Genomic DNA, 24,003 nt, shown 5'->3' on the forward strand with positions numbered 1-24,003 from the left:
CGGCTCTCATGCCCGATCGCGGCTTCGACCACGGTGGTCGGTCAAGCCGCGATGAACTCGTTCCACTTCTGGACCATATAAATGTTCTCGTCCATCACCGCGTTCCAGCACGCAATCGCGCCCATGCGCTGGTTGTACGAGCCGCCGTCACGCACGGTGCCGGCTTTTTCGAGCAGCTGGCCGTCCGGCGCCTTGATGTCCTGCGCGGCCGCCTTGCCTTCGATCCAGTAGTCCCACTCGTAAGGCTGCATATGCGTCTTCGCGGTTTCGAGCACGCCCGAGTAATAGCCCTGACGCATCAGATAGGCGCCCGCCCAGCCGTCCTGGAACCAGTTGACGAATTCATACGCCGCATCGAGCTTCTTGCCTTGCAGCGAACGCGGGAAGCCGAAGCCCGAGGCCCACGAACGATAGCCTTCCTTGAGCGGCTGGAATTTGCAGGCGATACCCATGGTGCGGACTTTCGTCACGGCCGGCGACCACATCGACTGGATCACGACTTCGCCCGAGGCCATCAGGTTCACGCTTTCGTTGAAGTCCTTCCAGAACGCGCGGAACTGGCCGGCGCGTTTCGCTTCGATCAGGATCTTGATGGTCTGATCGATTTCGGCCTTGGTCATGTTGCCTTTGTCGCCGTATTTCACGTGACCCATCGCCTCGATCGCCATGGCCGAATCCATGATGCCGATCGCGGGAATGTTCAGCAGCGCCGCCTTGCCCTTGAACTGCGGATTGAGTAGTTCGGCCCAACTGTCGATAGGCCGCTTGATCAGGTCGGGGCGAATGCCGAGCGTATCCGCGTTGTACGTGGTGGGAATCAGCGTCATCCATTCGGTCGGCGTGGCGGAGAATTCGGTGGAGCGCGGGCCGGTGAGGAACATCACCTTCTTCGGCGCGGTGCCCTGATCGCCGATCTTCTTGCCGTTGACTTCACCGCGCGTGAGCACTGGCGTGATCTTGTCGGCAAGCTTGATACGCTTCGCGTCCATGCCGGCCAGCGTGCCGGCCGGAATCAGCTTCTTCAGCGCGAAATATTCGGTGTCGACAATGTCGAACGAGTTGGGCTGCGTGATGATGCGCTTGGCGACGTCGTCGGTGGTCACCGGCACGTATTGAATCTCGATGCCGGTGTCTTCCTTGAATTTCTTCGCGATGTCGGCGCTCTGATTGACCGCCGTGCCGAGGTAACGCAACGTGATTTTTTCCTGCGCGTGCACGTACGGAAAACCGGCAATACCGGCTGCCGCCACTGCACCCTTGATGAACGTGCGGCGCGACAGGCCTTTTTCCTTCCCATCCGTTGCGGCCGGTGCCGGGCTCTCGTTCGTTTCACTCATTGCTTTCTCCTCAGTTGACGTTCGATTGACGTTCGGTTTTAGCTTGCTGGAACGCTCATGCGCGGCGATGTCATGCCGCTTCAATGCGAAAACTTCACTACTCAGGCCGCGAGCGGATGCGCGTCCTGTTCGTTCCACCAGACCACCACGCGGGCATCGGGACCGAGCCGCGCCGGATCGTAATCACCGTCGCTCACGAGCGAGATCAACTCGGGCGAACCGTCGAGCGGGTCGAGCGTCATGCGCAGATGCGTGCCCTGATACTCGGCTTCGCGCACTGTGCACGGCACGCCGCCAATGCGCGTCATGCCGTTGTCGCCGCTTGCGTTCTGCACCGGCGTGATGCCATGCGGCACGACGCGCAGGTGATCGGCACGCACGGTAAACAACCGGCCATTGGTTTTGAAGACGTTGTGGCCGCCGAGAAAGCGCGCCACGAATTCGGTGCGCGGACGGTTGAAGACTTCATGCGGCGTGCCGCTCTGCTCGATACGGCCGTGACTCATCACCACGACCAGATCGGCGAGCGCCATGGCTTCTTCCTGCGAATGCGTGACGTGCACGAACGTAATGCCGAGTTCTTTCTGCCAGCGCTTGAGTTCGGCGCGCATCTGCACACGCAGGAACGGGTCGAGTGCGGAGAGCGGTTCGTCGAGCAACAGGCAGCCTGGCTGGTTGAGCAACGCACGGGCGAGCGCGACACGCTGCTGCTGTCCGCCAGAGAGTTGGGCCGGTTTGCGTTCGGCATACGCCGACATGGCGACCAGTTCCAGCAGCTCGGCGGCGCGCTTGCGCCGCACATCTTTGGCGATGCCGCGCATCTTCAGGCTGAACGCGACGTTATCGAGCGCGCTCAGGTGCGGGAACAGCGCATAGTTCTGGAACACCATAGCCGTGCCGCGAGCAGCCGGCTCCGCGCGCGTGACGTTGCGGCCGGCGATCAGAACGTCACCTTCGGTGACGGATTCATGCCCGGCGATCATGCGCAAGGTCGAGGTCTTGCCGCAGCCCGACGGTCCGAGCAGGCAGCAGTACTGGCCGCCTGCAATGCGCAGATCGATTGCGTCGACGGCAAGCGAGTCGCCGTATTGCTTCGACACGTGCACCAGTTCGATATCGGCGGCTTTGGTTTCGAGCACCGTTGAAACAGGCTGAATCATGAAAAGGTGTCCTCGTGAACGGCGAAGAGCAGGGGCGCACGAAAACTGCAGCGGCGCCTGAACGAAACCAGCCAAATGCAAGACATGTGCCATCCGTTGCATCGAGTGGTTCGCTGATTGCCGACACAGCCGTGCGCTTAACGTCTACGAGTTGGCTCACATATTGCAAACGATCCGCAGTGTCGATCGTTAGCGATCCAAGTGAATTTTCTTGCGCGATCACGGTGCGTCTTCGGTCCGTCTCGGGGCATGAATCGGCCAATCCGGTTCATGCGTGACGCAACCGGCCGCGTTTCATCACCCACGGCTTCTTCACATGAACGACACACGGAATATGCCCGTAGCAGAGAACCGCGCGCGTCAGTTGCTCGCCACGCACGGCCGCTTTGCGTACCGGCCGATCACTGACAGCGACGCGTTCCGCTGGCCCGGCGACACCGGGCTCGCGGTCTATCTGGGCTTCAACATCGAACACTTTGCTTTCGGCGAGGGGCTCGGCGCGGCGCTCGGCCCGATCTCGCCGCAACCGGATGTGCTCAACCATAGCTGGCGTGAATACGGCAATCGCGTCGGCGCGTGGCGCTGCATCGAACTGTTCGATCAGCTCGATCTGCCGGCCGGTACGCTGATCAACACCGCGCTTTACGATCACTGTCCTGAACTGATCGAAGCCTGTGTGGCGCGCGGCGACGAACTGATCGGCCACGGCCACACGAACGCGCACCGGCAGAGCGATCTGGACGAGAACGGCGAACGCGAGCTGCTTCTGCATTGCCGCGAACGGATCGTCGAAGTGTCGGGCACGACACCGCACGGCTGGCTTTCGCCGTGGATTTCAGAGTCGCATCTGACGCCCGATCTGCTCGCCGAGACCGGCTACCGCTACACGCTGAACTGGTGTCACGACGACCGTCCGATACGAATGGCCACGCGCGGCGGGCCGCTGTGGTCGATTCCGTATCCGCAGGAACTGAACGATTTGCCGATGATGGTGGGCCGCCATATGGATGGCCGCGCGTTCGCCGACATGATTGTCGACCAGTTCGACGAGATGCTGGAACAGGCCAATCGCGGCACGCAGCCCCAGGCGCTGGTGATGGGCATTGCGCTGCATCCGTATCTGGTGGGGCAGCCGTATCGCTTGCGGCATTTGCGCCGCGCGCTTCAGCATATCGCCGCGGCACGCGCCCGAGGCGACGTGTGGATCACCACGCCCGGTGCAATCGCGGATCATATGGACCGACTGGAGCGGGACGGCGTCGTGCGCCCGGCGATTGCATGAACGCAAAAGCCGGCGCGGCCACCGCGAAACAATCCCGCAAGGACGATGCGGATCTCGACGCGCGCATCTATCAATCGATTTTCGACGGCGTGCTGAATCATCGGCTGACGCCGGGCACGAAACTGCCGGAGCCCGAGTTGTGCCAACTGTTCGGCGTGGGCCGCGCGGTCGTGCGACGCGTGCTGGAAAAGCTCGCTTATGACGGCATTGTCGTATTGCGGCCGAATAAAGGAGCGGTGATCGCCGAGCCCACGCCCGAGGAAACGCGCGAGATCTTCGAAGCGCGGCGCTCGGTCGAACGAATGCTGGTCGAACTGGCCGTGCAGCGCGCGAACGCGAGCGACATCAGGGCGTTGCGCGAGCAACTCGCGAGCGAACATGAAGCGATGCACCGCTTCGACCAGCCTTCATGGGCGAGGCTCGCCAGTGGCTTTCATATGCGCATCGCCGCGCTGGCGGGCAATTCGATTCTGCAAAACTATCTGAAAGAACTGGTCTCGCGCTGCTCGCTGATCGTGGGTGTGTATGAACCGCCGGGGCATGCGCCGTGCGAACACGCCGAGCATGCGGCGATTGTCGATTGCATCGAGGCGCGCGACGCGGCCGGCGCAATAGCGCATATGGAAGCGCATTTGCGTGACATCGAAGAACGGATCGAAACCTCGCGGATGCGCGGCGAAAAGAGCCTCGGCCAGCTGCTCGGCATTACCGGATCTGTCACTCCCAACTAGGCCGCCGACATGGAAATCGATTTCGAAGCGATCACCGAATATCAGCGTTACAAGCTGATGGCGAGTCTGATCGTGCCGCGTCCGATCGCGCTCGTCACCACACTCGGCGCCGACGGCACGATCAACGCCGCGCCGTTCTCGATGTTCAACATGCTCGGCGAGGAACCGCCGATCGTGATGATCAGCATCAACCGCGTGGCCGACGGCACACTCAAGGACACGGCGGTGAATATCGCGCGTACCGGCGAGTTCGTGGTGCATCTCGCGGACGAAGCCATCGCGGACAAAATGCATCGCTGCGGAGAAAGGCTGCCGCCGAACGTGAGCGAGCTGACCGCGGTCGGCTTGACGCCGCTGCCGAGTTCGCACGTCGCGCCGCCGCGCATTGCGGAAGCACCCGTTGCGTTCGAGTGCACGATCTGGGAGACGCTGGAGACAACCAGCCGGCAGATTTTCATCGGACGCGTGCACCGGTTGCACGCGCGCGACGAGTTGATCGACACCGAAACGTGCCGCGTGCGTTTGCAACACTACTTTCCGGTTGGGCGTTTCGGTGCGAGCGACTATGTGACGACGCGGGACCGCTTCACGCTCGGGTGACGCAGCGGCGTTCATCACATAGCCCGCATCACGTTGCATCATTGCGGCATCACACCGCCAGCGCTCGCCCGTCGCTGCGCGGATCATGCGCGCCCGAAGCCGACCCGTCCGCCTCGATGCGAATCACGCCCGGATGCCCCGCCAACGGACTCTGCGCCGCAATCGCGCTCACTTCATGACCCCGCGCGGCGAGCGCCGCGAACACGTCGGCGCCGGCGTCCGCTTCGAGCTTCAACGCATCGCGTGTGTCGGAGAAGGTTTTGCCGAGCAGAAAGCGCGGGCGGGCGAGGGCGGTCAGCGGGTCCATGCCGTAGTCGATCAGTCGCGTGAGAATGGCGGCCAGCGTTTGCGGCTGACCGTCCGCGCCTTGCGTGCCGAATAGCAGTTGAGGGCGGCCGTCCTTTACATACATGCCGGGATTCAGCGTATGGAAGGGCCGCTTGCCCGGCTGCACGGCGTTGTGATGCGCGGGGTTCGTGCTGAACGACGCGCCGCGGTTGTGCCACAGAATGCCGGTATCGCCCGCCACCACGCCGCTGCCCCAATCGAAGTACACCGTTTGCAGCACGCTCACGCTGCGGCCTTCGCGATCCGTTGCGCCGATGAACACCGTATCGCCCGGGCGAAATACGTGTGGCCATGCACGCGCTTCACGCAGGTTGATGGAGCGTGCGTGAGCGTCGAGCGTGGCGGGCGAGAGCATCTCGTCGACCGGCACGAAGTTGAACTCCGGATCGCAGACGAACCGATCGCGATCCATGAATGCGCGTTTGACCGCTTCCACCAGCAGGTGATAGTAATCGGCGCTGCCTTCCGGAATCGATCCAAGATCGAAGCGCTCCAGCGTGCCCATGATCTGCAAGGTCGTCACGCCTTGCGTGGGCGGCTGCATGCTCACCAGTTCGCCGCCGCGGTAGGCGACACGCAACGGTGCTTCATTGCGCGCGTGCGTGCGGGCAAGGTCGCTCGAACTGAGCGGCGAACCGGCTTGCCGGAGGCCATCGGCAATGCGTTCAGCCAACTCGCCTTCGTAAAATTCGCGTGCGCCGAAACGCGCAATCCGGTCGATGCTTTTCGCCAGCGCCGGTTGCACGAAGCGCTCGTCGATGGCGGGAATATGGCCGTGCGGCGCGAAGGTCGCGGCGAAGCCGGGCAACGCATGCAATTCGTCGGCGCGCATGCTCTGCCAGAAATGCTGCGACGGCGTGACCGGAAAGCCGTCGGCGGCCAGTTCGTGCGCGCGCTCGAACAGTGACGACCACGACTGCTGGCCGCCCCACGCGCTTTGGCTGATCTCGTACGCTTGCTGCCACGTATCGACGGTCGCGGCCGTGGTGATCGCCGACGCGGCCCCGCGCAGCGGAATCGCTTCGTTGTACGCGGGCAGTTGCGCCGCAGCCTGGCCGATGCCCGATACCGTGCGCAACATGCCTTGCCGGTCGCCGATTACCCAGAAGGCGTCGCCGCCGAGTCCGGTGAAATGCGGGTACGTCACACACAATGCGGCGCCGATGGCGATGGCGGCTTCGATCGCATTGCCGCCCGCGCGCAGCACCTCGCGGCCTGCTTCGCTCGCCAACGCGTGAGGGCTGGTGACCATGCCGCCGTGCGTGCCGGCGGGTTTCTGATTGTGCATCGAGGCTCCGCTACTGAGAGTTCGCCGAAGCGTGTCGCGAGTATAGATCGCGCGCGAGGGTCAGCAACGCGCGATCGCTGCCGCGCGCGCCGATCAGGGAGAGTGCGAGCGGCCGGTCGACTTCGTCGGTGAAAGGAAGGGTGATTTGCGGCAAACCGCCGAATGCGGCGATCGAGTTCATCGTGAGCGAGTCCTCGTAGAAGCGGCCAATGGCGTCGCTCGTGGCATCTTTGGGTAACAGCGCAACGGGGGTGGTGGGCATCATCAGGACGGTCTGTTCGGTTTCGAAGAGTGTGTCCAGTGTGCTACGGAGTTCGCGCAGAACCGCGCGCCATGACTCGGCCTGTTGCCTGTCGAGCGTGTCGAGCCGTGCGAATCGCGGCGCGATGGAAGGGCCGAAGCGCGGCCGCGCCGAGCGAATCCAGTCGCCGAGCGAAACGTCGATTTCAAGGTCTTGCACGGCCTGATAGCATGCAAGCCAACGGGCTTCTTCACCGGCGAACACATCAAGCGATGTCCGCGCGCCGAGCGATTGCGCGAGCGTGGTGAGTCGCGCCGCGTCGTCGGGTTCATTGCGCGCGCGTGCAGCGAAAGCTTCGGCGACACGCGTGAGACGCATTGGGCTTGCCGAAGCGCTAGCAGCGGACGGCGCCGCCGGCAACAACACATCGCCCACCGCCGCCAATACGTCGATCGACCGCGCGAACCAGCCCACGGTATCGAAGCACGGTGCGAACGGCAGCACGCCTTCGAGCGAAATCGCGTCGTGACTCGGCCGCATGCCGAACAGGCCGCAGAACGCGGCGGGCACGCGCACCGAGCCGCCGGTATCGGTGCCCAAGGCAAACTCCACGTCGCCGCTCGCCACCGCCGAAGCCGATCCACTCGACGACCCGCCCGGCAACGCACGCGGCCAACGCGAATTGAGCGGCGTGCCGTAATGGTGGTTCTCGCCTTCGAGGCTATAGGCGAGTTCGTCGGTGATCGTCTTGCCGTCGAGCGTCGCGCCGGCCGCCAATAGCGCATCCACGCAGGGCGCGTGAGCGCGCGCCGCCGTGTGGCTCGCGAGCCAGTCGGGATTGCCGCCGCCGGTCGTCACGCCGGCGACGTCGATCAGATCCTTCACCGCGAAACGCTGGCCGTTCAGCGGCCCGCTTGCCGTCGCGGCCACCTGCGTGCGCGGACCGGGAATAAACGCGTTCATGCGGCATCCGCCAGCGCGGCGACGATCCGCGCCGAATCGGTAACGAAGCCAAAGCACTTCTTCACGTTCCAGATCGTCGCTTCGGTGCAGAAGTCCGGCGACGACGTCGCGCAGCAGTCCTCCACCAGCACGCAGCCATAGCCGAGAAAATTAGCGTCGGTCAGCGAATGCAGCACGCACTGATCGGTGTTCACGCCCGCGAACATCACCGTGCGAATGCCGAGATTGCGCAGGATGCTATCGAGCGGCGTGTCCCAGAACCCGCTGATCCGATACTTGTCCACACAGATGTCTTCGGGCAGCGGCGCGAGTTCATCCACCACCGCCGCGGCCCACGAATCCTTTTCGAGCACGTGCGAGCCATTGCTCGCGAGCGGTTCGCCGAGGCCGGTGCCGGTGCCCTTCGGCTTATATAGATGCAACTGGTTGGGCGGCATGTTGGCGAGGTCGGGCCGGTTGCCCCAATTGACCCAGATGACCGGCACGCCGCTTTTGCGCAGCGCCGGCAACAGGCGCTGCAATGGTGCAATTGGCGCGCGGTCGACGGCGAAATCGCCCCCAATCTGGGCAACCCATCCTCCGTTGGTGCAGAAGTCGTTCTGCATGTCGATCACGATAATGGCCGTGCTGCGCAGATCGATACGAACGTTTTGCGGCTCGCACGGCAGCGTCGCGACGACCGGTTCGGGCGCGGGCAACGACATGTCGACGAGCGTTTCGCTGGCTGCCCAGCGCGGCCGGCCGTCGCGGCCCAACTGACCGGAAACGCTTGTGCCGTATGCGTCGTGCTGTTTCATCGAAGGTTCTCCATCGGGTTTCGATTGCTATAGAAAAGGTGTTGCGTGAGCGCTGCCACGCGCTGTTCGCGCGGCGTCCGGATCGCTCTATCGGGCAGGTTCAAACGAAGCCGGCATGCCGCAAAAACTGTCGCATGGCATTGAAGTTGCATTGGTTTCGTTCATGAATAACCTACTTACCCAAACCAAACGCAAGAGGAATGCCAGAATGTCGATCGCCAAGCTCAAAACTCTCGCGACCTGTGTCGTCGCGCTCGCCGCGTCCACCAGTGCGATGCATGCGGTGGCGGCCGATCCGCTGCGGGTCGGCGTGCTGATTCCCGGTTCCAAGTCGGATAAAGGCTGGATGGAATCCGGCTACGACGGACTGGTCGCCGCGCAAAAGGAACTCGGCCCGAAACTGAAGACGCAGATGATCGAGAACATCAACTACGCCGACATGGAGCAGGCGTTGACCAACCTCGCTTCGAAGAACCAGTTGGTGATCGGCGTGGGCGGGCAGACGCAGGCCTCGGTGCTGAAGATCGCGAAGCGCTTTCCCAATGTGAAGTTCGCGATCGTGGGCGGCAACAAGGGGCAGGACATGCCGCCGAACGTGGCGGGCTATGACGTCAAGCAGGCCGAGATCGCCTACGTGGCCGGTGCGGCTGCGGCGATGCTGTCGAAGAACGGCGCGGTGAGTTACGTGGGCGGCATGGAGATTCCGTCCATCGTCAACGCCGGCAAGGAATTCGGCAACGGCGCGCGCTCGATCAATCCGAAGATCAAATACTTCGAGAGCTATACCGGCGACTTCGACAACGTCTCGAAGGCCAAGGAAGCGACGCTCGCGGCGATCTCGCAAGGCGCGGACGTCCACTATCACATTCTCAATCTCGGCTTGCGCGGCATGGAGCAGGCGGCCAATGAAAAGCACACGCACGTGATCGGCAGCTATACCGACCGCTGCGGCACGGACCCGCTGTATATCGCGTATTCGATCACGGGCGTCGGCTATCAGGTGCAATACGCGATCGACCAGATGGCGGCCGGCACCTGGCAGCCGGGCTATAAGGCGTTCGGCCTCGCCATGGGACCGAAGGCGTCGGGCATGGTGGTGTGCAAGCCGACCCCGGAGATGTCGACGAAGATCAAGCAGATCGAACAGGACATCGAAAGCGGCAAGATCAAGGTATCCGAAGGCTGACATGGACGCGACTTCCGCTTCTGACCACGCGGCGGCCACCATGAGTGCCGGCGCGAATGTGGGCCACGGCCGGCCGCGCGCGGCGGTGCTGCGCATGGACGGCATCGTCAAACGCTTCGGCGCATTTCAGGCGTTGAGCGATGTCTCGCTCGAACTCTTCGCCGGCGAAGTGCATTGCCTGCTGGGCGAAAACGGCGCCGGCAAATCGACGCTGTGCAATGTGATGTTCGGCGTGCATCAGCCCGACGCGGGCGCGATGTGGCTCGACGGTGCGCGGTATGAACCGCACAGTCCGCGCGATGCGCTGACGCACGGCATCGCGATGGTGCATCAGCACTTCAGCCTCGTCGAAGACGTGAGCGTGCTCGATAACCTGCTGCTCGGGCAGGTGCGCGGCTGGCTCGATCGCAAGCGCGAGGCGCAGCGGGTGCGCGCGTTGGTGGCGGAACTCGGGCTCGCGCTGGATCCGGACGCGCGTGTAGCGGAACTGTCCGTGGGAGAAAAGCAGCGCGTCGAGATCGTCAAATGTCTGATTCGCGAGCCGCGTCTGCTGGTGTTGGATGAGCCGACCGCCGTGCTGCTGCCGGCCGAGATCGACGCGTTGCTCGATACCTGCGCGCGGGTCGTGGCGCGCGGTTGCGCAGTCGTGCTGGTGACACACAAGCTGGCCGAAATCCGCCGTATCGCGGACCGTGCGACGGTGTTGCAGAGCGGCCGCGTGGTGGCCCGTTCGAGCACGCCATCCGCGGACGTGAACGCGCTCGTACGGGCGATGATCCAACGTCCGGGGAATGCGGAGCAGGACTCGGCATCGGCTGCGGGAGCCAATGCCAGCACCAATGCCAATGCGAGCGCAAGCGCGACGCCACCTCCCGCAACCCGCAGCGCGTCCCCCTACGGCCGTCCGCTAGCCGACGAAGCCTTGCAGGTCGACGGCCTCACGGTGCGCGATGCCGACGGCGTGACGCGTCTCGAAGACTGCACGCTGGTGGTCAACCGTGGCGAGATCGTCGGCATTGCGGGCGTGGAAGGCAACGGCCAGAGCGAACTCGGCGCGGTGCTGGCCGGCATGCAGAAGGCGAGTGCGGGGCGCTTCTTCGTGCAGGGCGCCGACTGCACCCAGGCCGCGCCGCAGACGTTGACGAAGGCGGGCGTCGGCGTGGTGCCCGAAGACCGGCACGCGGTCGGCTGCGTGCCCGACATGAGCCTGACCGAGAACCTCTTTCTCAACCGGCTCGACGACTATGCGCGGCACGGCTTCATGCGGCGTCGCGCGATGCGCCGCGATGCGCGCGCGCTGATGCAGCGCTTCGATGTGCGCGCCGCGAGTCCCGATGTCGCGTTTCGCGGCCTCTCGGGCGGCAATCAGCAGAAAGCGGTGCTGGCGCGCGAACTCACGCTCGACGGACTCGCCGTGCTGATTGCCGCGCAGCCCACGCGCGGGCTCGATGTCGGCGCGGTGGCGGCGGTCTACGACCATATTCGCGCGGCACGCGACGAAGGCGTCGGCGTGCTGCTGATCTCGTCCGAACTCGACGAACTGATGGCGGTGGCGGACCGCGTCCTCGTCATGTATCGCGGCCGCATCATGGGCACCTGTGTGCCCGATGCGTCGCAACTCAATCTTCAACGCGAGCGCATTGGCGCATGGATGGCAGGCCAGACAGCATGACTCCGACGACCTCATTGAGTTCTTTTCCTCGCGCCGCATGGCGCGGCTCGCGGCGCCTGAGAACCGCCCTGGTGCTCGGCGGCGCGGCGCTCGTCGCGATTGTCGCGGCGCTGGCGCTGATCGCGATCGTCCACGTGCCGCTCGGCGACGCGTTGGCCGCGTTCGCCGACGGCGCGTGGGGCTCGCCCTACGCGATCGGCGCATCGATCAATCGCAGCCTCGTGTTCGCGCTGGTCGGCAGCGGCTTCGTGCTCGCCAATCGCGCGCAGTTGACCAATGTCGGCGGCGAAGGGCAGATCGCGATGGGCGGCATCGCCGCCACCGCGGTCAGTCTGTATGGACATGTCGCGCACCTGCCGTTCGGTCTCGCGTTCATCGTGCCGATGCTCGCGGCCGCGCTGGCGGGCGCCGCATGGGGCGCGCTGCCCGGCTGGCTGAAAGCCCGTGCCGGCACCAACGAGGTGATCAGCACGCTGCTGCTCACCTTCATCGCCGTGTGGTTTCTCTACTGGTGCGTGCAATCGGAAGCGCTGCTGCGCCAGCCGATGAGCAACGCGGCCACGCTCCCTGAATCGCTGGATATTCCCGATTCGACCAAACTGCCTTTGCTCGCGAGCGCAACCTCGACCGGGCTCAATATCGGCTTGCCGATCACGCTCGTGTTATGCATCGCGGTGGCGCTCGTGCTGGGGTATAGCCGTTTCGGCATGCATCTGCGCGCGGTCGGCCTGAACGCGCTGGCCGCGCGCCGCGCCGGCATGCCGATCACGTCGACGATCGTCGGCGCATTGGCGCTCGCCGGCGCGCTCGGCGGTCTGGCCGGTGCGTTGATGCTGCAAGGCGACCAGTACTCGCTGAAGGCGGGTTTTTCGTCGGGCTATGGCTTCGACGGCCTCGTGGTCGGTCTGCTCGCGCGCGGCTCGATTACCGGCGTCTGCGCGGCGGCGCTGCTGTTCGGCTTCATGCGCTCGGGCGGCATCAATATGGAAATGGTCGCATCGGTGCCGTCGGCGCTGGTGCTGGTGGTGCAGGGCATCGTGATCGTCGCGCTGGCGGGCGGTTCGTTGTGGCTCGAACCCAAGGGAGCACGCTCATGAACGCGGAATTCGCGGCGGTTTTCGTCGGTTCGTCGATTCGCTTCGCGGCGCCGTTGATGCTCGCATCGACCGGCGAGCTGATCAGCGAGCGCGCCGGCGTGCTCAACATGAGCGTGGAGGGCATGATGCTCTCGGGCGCGTTTCTCGGCGCGGCGGGCGCATGGGCGACCGGCAATGCGGCGCTCGGGCTCGCGATCGGCATGCTCGGCGTGCTGCCGATCGCCTTGCTGCAGGCGTTCCTGAGCGTGACGTTGCGCGCCAATCAGATCGTGACCGGCATCGGCATCAATATCCTTGCGCTCGGCGCGACCACGCTCGCGTACCGCGAGTTGTTCGGCGAGCGTTCGAGCGCGGTGATTCCTGGGCTCGCGCGCTGGTCGCCGCCGGGACTCGGCGCGATTCCCGTGATCGGCGAGTCGGTGTTTCATCAGGTATGGCTCGTCTATCTCGGCCTTGCGATTCTGCTCGCGACTTCGCTCGTCATGCGGCGCACTGCGCTCGGTGTCGCGCTGCATGCGGTCGGCGCGGCGCCCAGATCCGTCGATCAGTCGGGGCTTTCGGTGACGCGGCTGCGCTATGGCGCGGTGCTGTTTTCCGGCGTGATGTCGGGTGCGGCGGGCTGCTTCATTTCGATCGGCGATATTCACACCTTCACCGAAGGCATGACGAGCGGCGCGGGCTATCTGGCGATTGCCGCGATCATCTTCGGCAACTGGAAGATTGGCCGCACGGTGGGCGCCTGTTTGCTGTTCGGCGCCGCGAGCGCGTTGCAGTTCCAGTTGCCGCTGATCGGCGTGCACGTGCCGACCGCGCTGCTGGTCATGCTGCCTTATCTGCTCGCGCTGATCGCGGTGGCCGGGCTGATCGGCCGGCAAACCGCGCCGCTCGCGCTGACCCAGCCGTTCCGTCGCTGAGGCCGCGCTTACAATGCGGGAGTCGCGCATTCCGACGCATCCTCTTGACGCCATCACGCCGCTGTCCGGCTTTCTACCTCTATGACACGTGCTTCAGCCCGATCGACTTCCGCTGCATCCGCCGCCGGTTCAACGGCACCCACGACCCAGCGTCAGAAGCTCGCGGCGGCGACCCGTCAGCGCATCTTCAGGATCGCGATCGCCGAGTTCTCGGATAAAGGCTTAAGCGGCGCGCGGGTCGAGACGATCGCGAGCCGCTCGAAGGTCAATATCCGGATGATCTATCACTACTTCGGCGGCAAGGAAGCGCTCTATCTGGAAGTGCTCGAATTCGTGCTGGCGCGGCTGCGCGAAGCGGAGCTCAAGCTCAAACTGGATGTCGATCGCATCGATCCGGTCACGGCCATCGTGCAGCTTTACGATTTCATCGAAGGACACTTCGCGGCGCATCCCGAGTTGGCCAAGCTGCTCTCGTTCGAGAACCTGAACCGCGCCCGCGTGATGAAGCGTTCGAGCGCGATTCCGGAAATGTCGTCGCCGGTGTTGGCGCTGCTGCGCACGGTGATCGCGCGCGGCGAGGACGACGGCTCGCTGCGCCGGGGCATGGACCCGCTGCATCTGTATGTGGCGCTCGTTAGTCTATGTTCGTTCCACAAGTCGAACGCTTATACGTTGTCGCGCATCTTTAACACCGACATGCTCGCGACGCAGTGGCAGGAAGATCACAAAGCCCAGGCGCATGAGATGGTGCGCGCATTCGTGATGGCCGGCGCGTCGCATCCGGCGTTGCCGCTGCGCGCGCGGGCGCAAATCCAGGGCGCGTGAGCCCCGAGTTGGGGAGCGCTGCACCATCGGCAGCGTGGCCGGCGGGGGCCGCGTGAGCGTAGTGGCTGTTGAGACCAGAAAGGGGAAGGGCCGCCTGGCTTAGGTTTGAAGCCGTTTTCCACCGCCTGCCGAGCACTTGGCATAGCTCCTGCTAATTTGAGTCCAAACTTGTATTCAAGATTGAACTCAAGGACAAACAGGTGCCTATTTCTTCACCCATGACGGTCAAAGGTTTGCTGGCGGCATACGCGGCAGGCAGCCTCACACCGACTGAAACCGTAAGCTCGGCGCTGGCGCAAATCGACGCCATCGACCGCCCGGAAGTCTGGATTCTGCGCGTGCCCGCAGCCGACGTGCAGGCCCGCGCAGCCGCGCTCGAAGCGCTATATGAAGCGCAGGGCGGTGACGTGTTCCGGCAAATGCCGCTGTTCGGCGTGCCGTTCGCGGTCAAGGACAACATCGACGTGGCCGGCTTGCCGACCACGGCCGCTTGCGAACCGTTCGCCTATACGCCGGACGCGTCGGCGTTCGCCGTGCAGCGACTCCTCGACGCCGGCGCCATTCTGATCGGCAAGACCAATCTCGATCAGTTCGCCACCGGCCTCGTCGGTACGCGTTCGCCGTATGGCGCCGTGCGCAATGCCGAGGCGCCGCTGCGCGTATCGGGCGGATCGAGTTCGGGCTCGGCGGTGGCGGTGGCGGCGGGCTGTGTGGCCTTTTCGCTCGGCACCGACACGGCCGGCTCGGGCCGCGTGCCGGCCGGCTTCAACGGGCTCGTCGGACTGAAGCCCTCGCTGGGGCTGGTCAGCAAACGCGGCGTGGTGCCCGCGTGCCGCAGCCTTGACACGCTCTCCGTCTTCGCGCACGACGTGGACGACGCCTGGCGGGTGCTTGGCGAAATCGCCTGCTTCGATTCGCTCGACGGTTATTCGCGTAAGGTGCCAGGCCTTGGCCTGCTGCGCTCGGCGCCCCGCATCGGCGTGCCGGCACAACTGGAGTTCTATGGCGACGCAGTAGCGAAGGAGGCGTTCTCAGGCGCTCTCGACACGCTCACCACGCGCCTTTATCTAACCACCCAACCGATCGATTTCGAGCCGCTCAAATCCGTCTCCGCCTTGCTATACGACGGCCCGTGGGTTGCGGAACGGCGCGCGGCGCTCGGCACGTTCTTCGCAACCCATCACGAAGCGATCGATCCGGTCGTGGCCAAAGTGATTGGCAAAGCCGAGCAGTTCACCGCCGCCGATGCCTTCAACGGCCAGTATGCGCTGGCCGATCTGAAGCGCCACGCCGAAGCGCTCTTCGACACGATCGACATTCTTATCGTGCCCACCACGCCGACGCATCCGTTGATTGCCGACGTGCAGGCCAATCCTGTCGAATTGAACAGCCAGCTTGGCTACTACACCAACTTCGTCAACCTGCTCGACCTGTGCGCGCTGGCCGTGCCGTGCCGGCGGCGCAGCGACGGTCTGCCGGCCGGCGTCACGCTGATCGCGCCGAGCGGCGCGGACCGGCGGCTCGCCGAGCTCGGCGCGCGGATTCAGGCGCTGTTCGCTAATGCAGCCAATACCGCTGAGTCCACCGAAGTCGCTGAATCCATCGCAACGACCGCACTCATCCAGCCTCTGCCGTTCCAGGAACCGACGATCACGCTCGCCGTGGTCGGCGCGCATCTGCGTGGACAGCCGTTGAACTGGCAACTGCAGGAAGCCGGTGCGCGTTTCGTGAAAGCGACGCACACCGCACCCGGCTACAAGCTCTACGCGCTCGCCAACACCCAACCGCCGAAACCGGGTCTCGTACGCGCGACGCCGCAGCAAGGCCAGCCGATTGCGATCGAGCTATGGGAAGTGCCGCTGCGTACCTTCGGCAAATTCGTCGCCGACGTGCCCGCGCCGCTCGGCATCGGCACGCTGCAACTCGCGGATGGCGACAGCGTGAAAGGCTTCATCTGTGAGCCGTCGGCCGTCAGCGACGACAGCGGCGCACGCGATATCACTTCGTTCGGCGGCTGGCTCGCGTATCTCGCCAGCCTGAAGGCCAACCCGCGGGCCAACCCGCAGGCCACCCGCTAGGCCAACCCACGGCCAACGCTCTCTCACCCTCGATCAGGAATTGGACACCATGACAAGCCGCCGCAACTTCATCAAGAGCGCCAGTCTGCTGACGCTCGGCAATATTCTGCCCATCCAGTCGGTGTTCGCCGCGCCGAAGACCACCGTCGGCGTGATCTACGTCGGCGCGCGCGGCGACTACGGCTACAACCAGGCACAGGCGCAAGCCGCCGCGGTGATCAGTAAAATGCCCGACGTGAAGGTGGTGGAAGAAGAGAACGTGCCCGAGACCATCGCCGTGCAGAAGACCATGGAAGCGATGATCGAGCAGGACGGCGCGACGCTGATCTTTGCGACCTCGTTCGGCTACTTCGATCCGCACGTGCTGAAGATGGCGGCGAAATATCCGAAGGTGCGGTTCGCCCATTGCGGCGGTTTGTGGAAGCAGGGCAATCCGTCGAACATCACCAGCTACTTCGGCTATATCGACGAGTGCCAGTACCTGAACGGCGTGGTGGCTGGCCATATGACGAAGAGCAAGAAGCTCGGCTTCGTCGCGGCCAAGCCGATTCCGCAGGTGCTGCGCAACATCAATTCGTTCACGCTCGGCGCGCAGTCGGTGGATCCGTCGATCACCACCCAGGTGATTTTCACGGGCGACTGGTCGATGCCGGTGAAAGAGGCCGAAGCCACCAACAGTCTCGTCGATCAAGGTTGCGACGTGCTGACCTGTCACGTCGACGGTCCGAAGGTCGTGGTCGAGACCGCGGAAAAACGCGGCGCGATGAGCTGCGGCTACCACGCGAGCCAGGCCGCGCTCGCGCCCAAGGGTTATCTGACCGGCGCGGAGTGGGACTGGGCCACGCCGTACAAACAACTGGTGACGGGTGCGCAAGCCGGCACGCCGCAGCCCAACGTGCTGCGCGGCGGTTTGAAAGAGGGCTTCGTGAAGATGTCGCCGTACGGCGCGAAAGTCACGGCCGCGGCGAAGCAGAATGCCGACTCGATCAAATCCGGCATGGTGGCCGGCAATTTCGTGATCTTCAAAGGCCCGATGAAGGACAACAAGGGCGGCATGGCGATCGCCTCCGGCGCGAGTCACGCTCAGACCGACTACACGCTCGAAAGCATGAACTATCTGGTCGCGGGCGTCGTCGGCCAGATCTGATGGTCGCGCAGTGTGCGTGACGATGTTGGCGTCAATCGAGGAGCCGTGATGCGCCCCAATGCCTCTGTTGCGAGAGTGATGCTCTCGTTGCTGCCCGCGCTGCCGACCGTGCTGGCGGTGCTCGGCACCTTGCTGCTATTTTCGCTGTTCCTGCTGGTGCAGGGACAGCCCGCGCTCGACGCGATCGTGCTGATTTTCCAGGGTGCGTTCGGTTCCTCGTTCGCCTGGCAAAGCACGTTGCTGCGCGCCGCGCCGTTGATGCTGACCGCGTTGTGCGTGGCGTTGCCCGCACAGGTCGGGCTGATCGTGATCGGCGGCGAGGGCGCGCTCGCGCTGGGCGGCATGTGCGCCGCGATCGTTCCGCAGATCCTGCCGCACGGCACGCCCTGGCTCATCGCCACGCCGTTGATGGCGCTCGCCGGCATGCTGGCGGGCGGCGTGTGGATCGGCGCGGTCGGCGCGCTGCGGCAGTGGCGCGGCGTGAACGAGACCATCAGCAGCCTGTTGATGTCGTATATCGCGATTGCCGTGTTCAAGCATCTGGTGGAAGGGCCGCTGCGCGATCCCGCGAGTCTGAACAAACCGTCGACGCTGCCGGTTCCCGACGCGCTGATGATCGGCTCGATCCCCGGGCTCGAAACGCATTGGGGATTGTTCTGGGGCGTGGTCGCGTGCATCGCGGCGTGGGTGTTCGTGAAGTTCAGCACCAGGGGATTCGCGATGCGCGTGGTGGGCGGCAGCAATCGCGCGGCACGCCTGGTCGGCTTGCCGGTTAATACGCTCGCATTGACCGCGTGCGTGCTGGGCGGCGCGGCGGCCGGCCTCGGCGGCATGTTCGAAGTCGCGGCGGTGCAGGGCAGCGCGAACGCCTCGCTGCTTGCCGGCTACGGCTACGCCGGCATTCTCGTCGCGTTCGCGGCGCGACAGAATCCGCTCGCGATCATTGCGTGCGCGCTGATGATCGGCGGCATCGAGGCGAGCGGCAGTCTGCTGCAACGGCGTCTCGACCTGCCCGACGCCACCACGCTCGTGCTGCAAGGCCTGCTGTTCGCCAACCTGCTTGCGTGGGAAGCGCTAGGCGGCCGCATCGCCGCGTGGCGCGTGAAGTTGCAGGCCGCCGCGCAGACCGATCTTCCCGTGCAACTGGAGCAGACCCATGCCTGATATGCACTCGCCCATCGTGATCCTGTTGCTGTCGCTGTTCGCCGGTGCGATCCGCGTCAGCACGCCTTATCTGTTCGTCAGTCTCGGCGAGTGTCTGACCGAGAAGGGCGGCCGCGTGAATCTCGGCCTGGAAGGCATTCTCGTCTCCGGCGCAATGAGCGGCTATGCCGGCGCCTTTCTGAGCGGCTCGCCGTGGATCGGCGTGCTCGCCGCGGGCGCGGTCGGTTTGCTGCTCGGTTGTCTGCACGGTCTGGTGTGCTCGTTGCCGCGCGTGTCGGACATTGCCTTCGGCATCGCGTTGATGCTGCTCGGCACCGGACTTGCGTTCTATCTCGGCAAGCCCTTTATCGAACCGCAAGCGCCGATGCTGCCGTTCATCGACCTCGGCGCGTGGAGTTCATCGCCGCAACTGCATAACGCGCTGCATCTGAATCTGCTGTTCGTGATTGGCGTGGTGCTCGCCTTCGTTCTGCAATGGGGCTTGCGCAATACGCGCTGGGGCATGGTGCTGCGGCTCGTCGGCGATCACGCGGAAACGGCGCGCGCCATGGGCTATCCGCTGACTCGCGTGCGGATCGCCGCGACAGCGGCGGGCGGCGTGTTCGCGGGCGTGGGCGGCGCGTATCTGTCGCTGGTTTATCCGGGGAGCTGGAACGAAGGGCTCTCCAGCGGCCAGGGGCTGATGGCGGTCGCGCTGGTGATCTTCGCGCGCTGGCAGCCGTTGCGCTGTCTGTGGGCCGCATTGCTGTTCGGTGCGGCGGGCGCGCTCGGCCCCGCGCTGCAGGCGATCGGCGTGACGAGCGGCTACTACCTCTATAACGCCGCGCCGTATGTGCTCACGCTCGTGATCATGATCATCAATTGCCGTCCGGACCGCACGCTGGCGGGTGCGCCCGGCGAGCTGAGCCTGACGCGCTGACCGGTTCGCGCACAGCCGGACGCTGCCGACTCCTACGAAACCCATCCAGGATATTTCGACCATGACCCGATTCATCGAAGCCAAACCTTACCCATGGCCTTACGACGGCAACCTGCGCCCGGAAAACACCGCGCTCGTGATCATCGACATGCAGACGGATTTCTGCGGCCACGGCGGCTACGTCGACAAGATGGGCTATGACCTCTCGCTCACGCGCGCGCCGATCGAGCCGATCAAGCGTGTGCTGAAGGCGATGCGCGAGCAAGGCTTCACGATCATTCACACGCGTGAAGGCCACCGGCCCGATCTCTCCGATCTGCCCGCCAACAAGCGCTGGCGCAGCCGCCGCGCGGGTACCGACGGCGTGGGCATCGGCGACGACGGCCCGTGCGGCAGGATCCTTGTGCGTGGCGAACCGGGCTGGGAGATCATCGACGAACTGAAGCCGCTCGCCGGCGAGATCGTGATCGACAAGCCGGGCAAAGGTTCGTTCTGCGCGACGGATCTGGAACTGATCCTGCGCACGCGCGGCATCGAGAACCTGATTCTGACCGGCATCACGACCGATGTCTGCGTGCACACCACCATGCGCGAAGCCAATGACCGCGGTTTCGAATGCACGGTGCTCGCCGACTGTTGCGGCGCGACCGACCAAGGCAATCACGACGCCGCCCTGCACATGATCACGATGCAAGGCGGCGTGTTCGGCACCGTGTCGGACTCCGGCGCGTTGCTGCATACGCTAGGGGGATGATCATGTCGACGGTGCGGCAGGCTCTTGGTGTCGAAGTGCTGAATGCGAGCAAGTCGTTCGGTGCGTTTCGCGCGTTGGACGGCGTCTCGATCAAGGTCAAGGCCGGCACGATCCACGCGCTGCTCGGCGAGAACGGCGCGGGCAAGAGCACGCTCGTGAAGGGACTGGTCGGCTACGGTGTGCTCGACGACGGGCAGATCGCCGCCGACGACCGCGAAGTGCACATCCATTCGCCGCGCGATGCGCAGGCGCTCGGCATCGGCATGGTGTATCAGCATTTCACGCTGGCCGCGGGCCTCTCTGTCGAAGAAAACCTGTTGCTCGCGCGCGGCCAGATGCCGTGGAAAATCGACTGGAAAGCGGAACGCGCCGCGCTCAGCGCGTTCATGCAGCGCATGCCGTTTCGCCTGCCGCTCGACGCGCCGGTCGCCTCGCTCGCTGCCGGCGAAAAGCAGAAGCTCGAAATCCTTAAACAGCTCTATCTGCAGCAGCGCTTCCTCATACTCGACGAACCGACTTCCGTGCTCACGCCGCAGGAAGCCGACGAAGTGCTCGGCCTGATGCGCGAGCTGACCACGCGCGGCGAGCTGACCGTGCTGATGATCACGCACAAGTTCCGCGAAGTGATGGCCTACGCGGACGACGTCACCGTGTTGCGCAAGGGGCGTCAGGTCGGCACGAGCACGGTCGCGAACACCACACGCGACGAACTCGCCGCGTGGATGATGGGCACCGTGGCGGCCGGCGACGCGCCTGTGATGGCCGCCGTGACCGAAGAACGCGTGCAGCGCAAACCGCTCGACGAATCCGCCCAGGTGCGCCTTGCGCTGCGCGATGTCTCCGTGGAAGACGATCGCGGCCACACGGCCGTGAAGCACGCGACGCTCGCGGTGCGCGCGGGCGAAATTCTCGGACTCGCGGGCGTGTCCGGCAACGGCCAGAAGGAACTCGTGGAAGCGCTGGTCGGCCAGCGCCGCGTGAAGACGGGCGACATGCAGGTCGCCGGCAAGCCCTACCATGCGACGCGCGAGCAGATGACGCAGCGGCGTGTTTTCGCAATTCCCGAAGAGCCGCTGAAAAACGCTTGCGTCGGCGCCATGAGCGTCGCGCAGAATCTCGCGCTGCGCGACTTCGATCGCGAGCCGCTGCGGCGCGGCGGCTGGTGGCTCGATCGCCGCGCCATGCGCGAACGCGCCACGCAGTTGATCGAGGAATTCAACGTGCGCCCGCCGGTGCCGGAACGCGCGATCGGCACGCTCTCGGGTGGTAATGTGCAACGTGCCGTGCTCGCGCGCGAACTCGGCCAGCCGGTGGATGTGCTGATCGTCGCGAATCCGGTGTTCGGGCTCGACTTCGCCTCGGTGGCCGATATTCATGCGCGTTTGATGGCCGCTCGCGATGCGGGCGCGGCCGTGCTGCTGGTCAGCGAAGACCTCGACGAACTGCTCGAACTCGCGGACCGTATCATGGTGATTGCCGAGGGCGAGCTGGTGTTCGAGACGCCGGCCGCGCGCGCGGACCGGACCGTGCTGGGCCAGCATATGGCCGGACACGGCGACACACCCATGCGGCCCGTCGTCCCGGCCGAAAAACTGAGGGAAGCCATCGGATGACATCGACCCACCTGCTGACCATCGACGCCCAACCCGGACCATTCAGCTTCGATTCCGCAAAGACCGCGCTGGTCGTGATCGACATGCAGCGCGACTTCATCGAGCCGGGCGGTTTCGGCGAATCGCTCGGCAACGACGTCTCGCTGCTCGCGCAGATCGTGCCGACCGTGGCCGCGCTGCTCGCCTTCGCACGCAAACACCAGTGGCTCGTCGTGCATACGCGTGAATCGCATGCGGCGGATCTGTCCGACTGCCCGCCGGCCAAACTTCTGCGCGGCGCGCCGAACGCACGCATTGGCGATGCGGGGCCGATGGGGCGCATTCTGATTCGCGGCGAGCCCGGCAATGCGATTGTCGAGCCGCTCGCGCCGCAGGCCGGCGAACTGGTGATCGACAAACCCGGCAAGGGCGCGTTTTACGCGACCCGGCTCGGCGAGGAACTCGCGATGCGCGGCATCACGCATCTGGTGTTTGCCGGTGTCACCACCGAGGTGTGCGTGCAAACGTCGATGCGCGAGGCCAACGACCGTGGCTACGACAGCCTGCTGATCGAAGACGCGACCGCGAGCTATTTTCCCGCCTTCAAACAGGCGACGCTCGAGATGGTGCGCTCGCAAGGCGGCATTGTCGGCTGGACCGCACCGTTTTCTTCATTCATGAAACTCGACGAGACAATCCCGGCATGGAAGTAAATCAGCCCGATATCGTGGCGCAGGTAGAGGCGGCGTTTGTCGAATACGAACGGGCGCTGGTGGAGAACGACATCGCGGCGATGAACGCGCTGTTCTGGCATACACCCGAAACGGTGCGCTACGGTATCGCCGAAGTCCAGCACGGCGGCGAAGCGATCCGTGCATGGCGCGAGCGCTGCGAGCCGGTGCCGAAGTCGCGCAAGCTGCATCGAACGGTGGTGACGACCTTTGGCACGGACTTCGCCACCGTCAGCACCGAATTCACGAGCGACGCCACGCCCTTGCTCGGCCGGCAGATGCAAACGTGGGCAAGGCTCAGTCCCGCCGACGGCTGGAAGATCGTCGCCGCGCATGTCAGTCTTATCGCAATGCCATGAAACGCCGATAATAAGAAAAAGGACCTTGGCATCATGAACGACGACCCGACGAATCTGCTGGAGACACCCGCTGCTTCAGGCGAGCAGGAGACGCCCGCCACGTCCGCCACGCCGGGCGCGGCCAACCCGCTCGCCGAGCAGGTCTATCAGCAACTCAAGAGCGATATTTTCAGCTTCCGCCTGTTTCCCGGCGACCGTTTTTCGGAGAACGGCATTGCGCAACACTACGGCGTGTCGCGCACGCCGATGCGCGACGGCCTGTTCCGGCTGCAACGCGAAGGTTATCTGGAAGTCGGTTTCCGGCGCGGCTGGAAGGTCTCGCCGATCAACTTCGATCAGCTCGATCAACTCTACGATTTGCGCATCGTGCTGGAAGTCGCGGCGGTGGAGCGGGTAGGCGCGGGCGGCGATGCCGCGCATGCCGCCGTCGAGGCATTGAAGGCGGTCTGGTGCGTCGAGCCCGAGTTGCGCGAAAGCGATCCGGTGAAAATGTTCGGCATGGACGAAAACTTTCACCGTCAGCTGGTCGCCGCCACCGGCAATGCGGAGATGCTGCGCGTGCATAACGAAGTGACCGAGCGCATCCGCATTGTGCGGCGACTCGATTTTCTGAAACCGCACCGCACCAGCGCCACTTACGACGAGCATTCCACCATGCTCAATCTGATCGAACGCAACCGCCTGACCGAGGCGATCATTCTGCTGCGCGCGCATGTCACGCAGAGCAAGCTGGAAGTGCGCAAGATCACGCTATCCATGCTCGCCGCGGCGCGCGACAGCAAGCTGCCGTTCGTGTCCTGAGCGACTTGCTCGACTCG

22 protein-coding genes are annotated in these 24,003 nt (G+C 64.7%); 17 read left to right on the forward strand and 5 right to left on the reverse strand.

What is annotated here, in order from left to right:
* Positions 1-41: 41 nt before the first annotated feature.
* Entirely contained in the window at positions 42-1,337 is a 1,296-nt protein-coding gene (locus tag P0D71_RS17135) for an ABC transporter substrate-binding protein (RefSeq protein WP_091808349.1), read from the reverse strand.
* 101 nt (positions 1,338-1,438) lie between these two features.
* The gene (locus P0D71_RS17140; RefSeq protein ID WP_408183916.1) at positions 1,439-2,497 is read right to left on the reverse strand and encodes an ABC transporter ATP-binding protein; all 1,059 of its coding nucleotides are present in this window, start codon (positions 2,495-2,497) and stop codon (positions 1,439-1,441) included.
* A 316-nt stretch (positions 2,498-2,813) separates the two neighbouring features.
* On the opposite strand from P0D71_RS17140, the gene P0D71_RS17145 reads away from it, so the two are divergent.
* Genes P0D71_RS17145 through P0D71_RS17155 form a run of 3 tightly spaced genes read left to right on the forward strand, consistent with a single transcriptional unit; the run spans position 2,814 to position 5,110 of the window.
* Entirely contained in the window at positions 2,814-3,779 is a 966-nt protein-coding gene (locus P0D71_RS17145) for a polysaccharide deacetylase family protein (RefSeq protein ID WP_408345872.1), read from the forward strand.
* A complete protein-coding gene (locus tag P0D71_RS17150) occupies positions 3,776-4,510 on the forward strand; it encodes a GntR family transcriptional regulator (RefSeq protein ID WP_408481169.1) in 735 nt (244 codons plus the stop codon). Before P0D71_RS17145 ends, P0D71_RS17150 begins: the two co-directional genes overlap by 4 nt.
* A 9-nt stretch (positions 4,511-4,519) precedes the next feature.
* Positions 4,520-5,110 (forward strand): flavin reductase family protein, encoded by a 591-nt coding sequence (locus P0D71_RS17155; RefSeq protein ID WP_408481171.1) that lies wholly within the window; start codon positions 4,520-4,522, stop codon positions 5,108-5,110.
* A 49-nt stretch (positions 5,111-5,159) separates the two neighbouring features.
* Here P0D71_RS17155 and P0D71_RS17160 read toward each other — a convergent pair whose 3' ends face one another.
* Genes P0D71_RS17160 through P0D71_RS17170 form a run of 3 tightly spaced genes read right to left on the reverse strand, consistent with a single transcriptional unit; the run spans position 5,160 to position 8,747 of the window.
* Positions 5,160-6,746: a gamma-glutamyltransferase family protein gene (locus tag P0D71_RS17160; RefSeq protein WP_408481173.1), complete on the reverse strand. Its 1,587-nt coding sequence runs from the start codon at positions 6,744-6,746 to the stop codon at positions 5,160-5,162.
* A 10-nt stretch (positions 6,747-6,756) separates the two neighbouring features.
* Positions 6,757-7,950, reverse strand: coding sequence for an amidase (locus P0D71_RS17165; RefSeq protein WP_408481175.1), 1,194 nt, complete (start codon positions 7,948-7,950; stop codon positions 6,757-6,759).
* Positions 7,947-8,747 (reverse strand): cysteine hydrolase family protein, encoded by an 801-nt coding sequence (locus P0D71_RS17170; RefSeq protein WP_408297771.1) that lies wholly within the window; start codon positions 8,745-8,747, stop codon positions 7,947-7,949. The genes P0D71_RS17165 and P0D71_RS17170 overlap by 4 nt, the downstream gene beginning before the upstream one ends.
* 208 nt (positions 8,748-8,955) lie before the next feature.
* On the opposite strand from P0D71_RS17170, the gene P0D71_RS17175 reads away from it, so the two are divergent.
* From P0D71_RS17175 to P0D71_RS17240, 14 genes are all read left to right on the forward strand, one after another.
* Positions 8,956-9,933, forward strand: a complete 978-nt coding sequence (locus P0D71_RS17175) for a BMP family protein (RefSeq protein WP_408481177.1) — start codon at positions 8,956-8,958, stop codon at positions 9,931-9,933.
* Position 9,934: 1 nt separating this feature from the next.
* Positions 9,935-11,605, forward strand: a complete 1,671-nt coding sequence (locus P0D71_RS17180; RefSeq protein ID WP_408481179.1) for an ABC transporter ATP-binding protein — start codon at positions 9,935-9,937, stop codon at positions 11,603-11,605.
* The gene (locus P0D71_RS17185) at positions 11,602-12,702 is read left to right on the forward strand and encodes an ABC transporter permease (protein ID WP_408345851.1); all 1,101 of its coding nucleotides are present in this window, start codon (positions 11,602-11,604) and stop codon (positions 12,700-12,702) included. Before P0D71_RS17180 ends, P0D71_RS17185 begins: the two co-directional genes overlap by 4 nt.
* On the forward strand, positions 12,699-13,616 hold the full coding sequence (locus P0D71_RS17190) for an ABC transporter permease (protein ID WP_408481181.1): 918 nt from the start codon (positions 12,699-12,701) through the stop codon (positions 13,614-13,616). Before P0D71_RS17185 ends, P0D71_RS17190 begins: the two co-directional genes overlap by 4 nt.
* A gap of 81 nt (positions 13,617-13,697) precedes the next feature.
* Entirely contained in the window at positions 13,698-14,441 is a 744-nt protein-coding gene (locus P0D71_RS17195) for a TetR/AcrR family transcriptional regulator (protein WP_091808374.1), read from the forward strand.
* Between the two features lie 218 nt (positions 14,442-14,659).
* Positions 14,660-16,519, forward strand: coding sequence for an allophanate hydrolase (gene atzF, locus P0D71_RS17200; protein ID WP_408481260.1), 1,860 nt, complete (start codon positions 14,660-14,662; stop codon positions 16,517-16,519).
* 49 nt (positions 16,520-16,568) lie between these two features.
* Positions 16,569-17,666 (forward strand): BMP family ABC transporter substrate-binding protein, encoded by a 1,098-nt coding sequence (locus P0D71_RS17205; protein WP_408481183.1) that lies wholly within the window; start codon positions 16,569-16,571, stop codon positions 17,664-17,666.
* A 48-nt stretch (positions 17,667-17,714) separates the two neighbouring features.
* Positions 17,715-18,830, forward strand: a complete 1,116-nt coding sequence (locus tag P0D71_RS17210; protein WP_408481185.1) for an ABC transporter permease — start codon at positions 17,715-17,717, stop codon at positions 18,828-18,830.
* Complete coding sequence (locus tag P0D71_RS17215) at positions 18,823-19,749, forward strand: ABC transporter permease (RefSeq protein WP_408481187.1); 927 nt, start codon at positions 18,823-18,825, stop codon at positions 19,747-19,749. The genes P0D71_RS17210 and P0D71_RS17215 overlap by 8 nt, the downstream gene beginning before the upstream one ends.
* A gap of 61 nt (positions 19,750-19,810) precedes the next feature.
* Positions 19,811-20,503: a biuret amidohydrolase gene (gene biuH, locus P0D71_RS17220; protein WP_408183902.1), complete on the forward strand. Its 693-nt coding sequence runs from the start codon at positions 19,811-19,813 to the stop codon at positions 20,501-20,503.
* Between the two features lie 2 nt (positions 20,504-20,505).
* On the forward strand, positions 20,506-22,116 hold the full coding sequence (locus P0D71_RS17225) for an ABC transporter ATP-binding protein (RefSeq protein ID WP_408481189.1): 1,611 nt from the start codon (positions 20,506-20,508) through the stop codon (positions 22,114-22,116).
* Complete coding sequence (locus P0D71_RS17230) at positions 22,113-22,808, forward strand: cysteine hydrolase family protein (protein ID WP_408481191.1); 696 nt, start codon at positions 22,113-22,115, stop codon at positions 22,806-22,808. Before P0D71_RS17225 ends, P0D71_RS17230 begins: the two co-directional genes overlap by 4 nt.
* Entirely contained in the window at positions 22,799-23,185 is a 387-nt protein-coding gene (gene hpxZ / locus P0D71_RS17235; protein ID WP_091808388.1) for an oxalurate catabolism protein HpxZ, read from the forward strand. The genes P0D71_RS17230 and hpxZ overlap by 10 nt, the downstream gene beginning before the upstream one ends.
* 33 nt (positions 23,186-23,218) lie before the next feature.
* Positions 23,219-23,986 (forward strand): GntR family transcriptional regulator, encoded by a 768-nt coding sequence (locus P0D71_RS17240; RefSeq protein WP_408297791.1) that lies wholly within the window; start codon positions 23,219-23,221, stop codon positions 23,984-23,986.
* Positions 23,987-24,003 lie beyond the last annotated feature (17 nt).

Source organism: Paraburkholderia sp. RL17-383-BIF-A (assembly GCF_046028015.1).
In the GTDB taxonomy this organism is placed as follows: Bacteria; Pseudomonadota; Gammaproteobacteria; order Burkholderiales; family Burkholderiaceae; genus Paraburkholderia.